The sequence below is a fragment of the Flavobacterium araucananum genome, assembly GCF_002222055.1.
GTDB classification, from domain to species: Bacteria; Bacteroidota; Bacteroidia; order Flavobacteriales; family Flavobacteriaceae; genus Flavobacterium; species Flavobacterium araucananum.
In genome coordinates this window covers 1-2,235 of the sequence record NZ_MUGS01000083.1, presented here as the reverse complement: position 1 = coordinate 2,235, position 2,235 = coordinate 1, and the positions used below count along the sequence as shown (strand labels likewise).

Below are 2,235 nucleotides of genomic sequence, written 5' to 3'. Positions count from 1 at the left end.
AAATGAAAACATATATTTTTTTATTAATTAATGATTTTAAATCCTGTGTAATAAAAAAGTTTATCCTTTTTGAGCTACTCATTATATAAAATTTAAAAAAAATCATGTTATAAAAACATTATTGCTTATTATGGAGCCTGTCATTATATTACTTTGATCTTTATTATTGAAAACTTCAAAAATAGTTTGAATTTCCTATCTTTTAAATTACTTACAAAACAAGCTGATAAAATTTAAAATCATAACCTTTTTCATTAAGAAACTTTTTCACAACTTCTAAAAACTCTTGGGCTATTCTGTTAGGCAGATATTTAAAAACAATTTGTATCATAATTTCTTTATCTACTGCACCAGGATAACTTTCGTATATCTGACCACTTTCAAGAAAATCTAGATAACTATTTATTTTCTCTTGTAAAATTAATAAATGTTCATTCATACAATCCCATTCTAAATGATCGGAAATAGTTAAAACTAATATTCCTTGCTTGTTAGTAGTAATAATATCAATTTTATTTTTTTCTTCTACAGACATCTATCCCTATATTAATTTTTCATCTTTTACTGGATGCTTTATAATGAAACGTTTTAGCGTTACTTACTACCAAACTTTCCACCATACCTTTGATTCAGTCTCTAATTGTATTTCTTTTTCAATATTCCAAAATTCTTGATTAAAATTTATATCCAAAATATCTTTAGTTAAATTATAGCCATAATAATATATAGAATCTTCTAAACCGTTTGTCACTCGTTTCATCACTCGCTGGGTAGGAAAGCATATTAAACCATCCCCAAACTCAACAGAAAAATTTATTTCCCCATCTGGATCTGAATCATCAGTTACTAAATGAGAATTTGGAACATTTTTTATTAAAACTTCAGCAATATAACTTGATACTGAGAATATAATTCCTCCTAAATTCTTAGCTAATCTACAGCCTTTTTTTGGGCGTCCATTTGATAAATTTCTCTGAAAAAATCTGTCAAGTTCAATTAAACTATTAATAGTATAATCTAATATATACCCGTCAGTTTCAAATGTTTTAACAGTCCAAGATGACTGTTTTATAATATCTTCTCTTAATGTTGACATATTTAAACGATTAAATTTATTTGCATCTTAATAAAGCTACTTCTAATGCCTTGACCAATTCTTCTTCGGTGAGTCAAACGGGTCTTGTGCTAAATTTGAAAATATATTTGCTCCATTCATAACTTTTGATCCGCCTAAAATTGGGCTATAAACAGCCGCTAATCCTTGAAGAAAATCACCCGATCGTTCGGATTTGTAATCCGTACCTACAAAGTATCCTTTTACAGATTTTAAAAAAATATATTTAAGACTTTAACACTATACTTTAGCATCAATCTTTTTTCAATCAACTACATACACCTCTTTCGAAAATAAACAATCACTTGTTCTTAATATCATTTTGTCTCGTGGTATATTCTTTTGTAGTTTCAAAAATTTATGATCGCGTATGACTATATTTAGTATTTGCTTACCTTTTTTTTCAAAAACAGCTTTAAACTCAAATTTACCCGTATTTAATGAATCAACATAGGATAACAAAGCATTGTTATCAACTTCATTATAATTAGCAAGTTCTTTGTTTACGCTAGTTGATAATACAAGTACTAAAAATCTGCTACTAGTTATAGTAGAATCAATATTACTCACATCATATTGAAGTTTACCGTCAATAACTTTGTTTACTTTTACAGTATCAGGAAAACTACAAAATAAAATTTTACTTTTACTTAAATTACTTTTTAAAGCTTCTTTTGAATTTTCATCTTTTTTGTTATTGCAAGAAATAATAATCAATGCAATAAATACATATCTAGTTATTTTAAAAATTTGTTCCATATTTTTTATTGAAATTTTCAATACGTTTCTGTTGTATATTTTTAGACTCATTAGTTACTCTTGCAGAATCAGGTCAGGATAAAACATTGATGATTTGCTTTCTTCTGACTTTGCTGATTCAAAAGAATCTGTTTCGCTCTCAGCACCATTTTTGTCTGATTTATTTTCTTTTCTATTTGCATCAGCACCACCTCTGCCATCTATAGCGTTTCCTTCATCGTCTATTTTCTTTCCAGAATTATTCGAAAAAGTGCCATCGTTATTATTTATCCACTTTGTTCCACTAGAAGAATTCATCAAGGTATTCATAAATGACTGTGATAACATTCCATCAGGGTCGATAAAATATACAGGATTATTAA

The 2,235-nt window shown here is 27.3% G+C and carries 4 protein-coding genes; all 4 read right to left on the bottom strand.

Annotated elements, in window-relative coordinates; genetic code table 11:
- Nucleotides 1-211 precede the first annotated feature (211 nt).
- On the bottom strand, nucleotides 212-535 hold the full coding sequence (locus B0A64_RS23740; protein WP_089481940.1) for a DUF6572 domain-containing protein: 324 nt from the start codon (nucleotides 533-535) through the stop codon (nucleotides 212-214).
- Between the two features lie 66 nt (nucleotides 536-601).
- Nucleotides 602-1,096, bottom strand: coding sequence for a hypothetical protein (locus tag B0A64_RS23735; RefSeq protein WP_089481939.1), 495 nt, complete (start codon nucleotides 1,094-1,096; stop codon nucleotides 602-604).
- Nucleotides 1,097-1,378: 282 nt separating this feature from the next.
- Nucleotides 1,379-1,873, bottom strand: coding sequence for a hypothetical protein (locus tag B0A64_RS23730; RefSeq protein ID WP_123875958.1), 495 nt, complete (start codon nucleotides 1,871-1,873; stop codon nucleotides 1,379-1,381).
- Nucleotides 1,874-1,927: 54 nt separating this feature from the next.
- Nucleotides 1,928-2,235, bottom strand: a 308-nt coding sequence (locus tag B0A64_RS25325) for a hypothetical protein (protein WP_165769870.1), incomplete at its 5' end; no start/stop codon positions are given.

Bases quoted from the DNA above. Each gene is read 5' to 3' on its own strand.
- B0A64_RS23735 (WP_089481939.1), bottom strand. From the start codon at position 1,096: ATGTCAACATTAAGAGAAGATATTATAAAACAGTCATCTTGGACTGTT.
- B0A64_RS23740 (WP_089481940.1), bottom strand. From the start codon at position 535: ATGTCTGTAGAAGAAAAAAATAAAATTGATATTATTACTACTAACAAG.
- B0A64_RS23730 (WP_123875958.1), bottom strand. From the start codon at position 1,873: ATGGAACAAATTTTTAAAATAACTAGATATGTATTTATTGCATTGATT.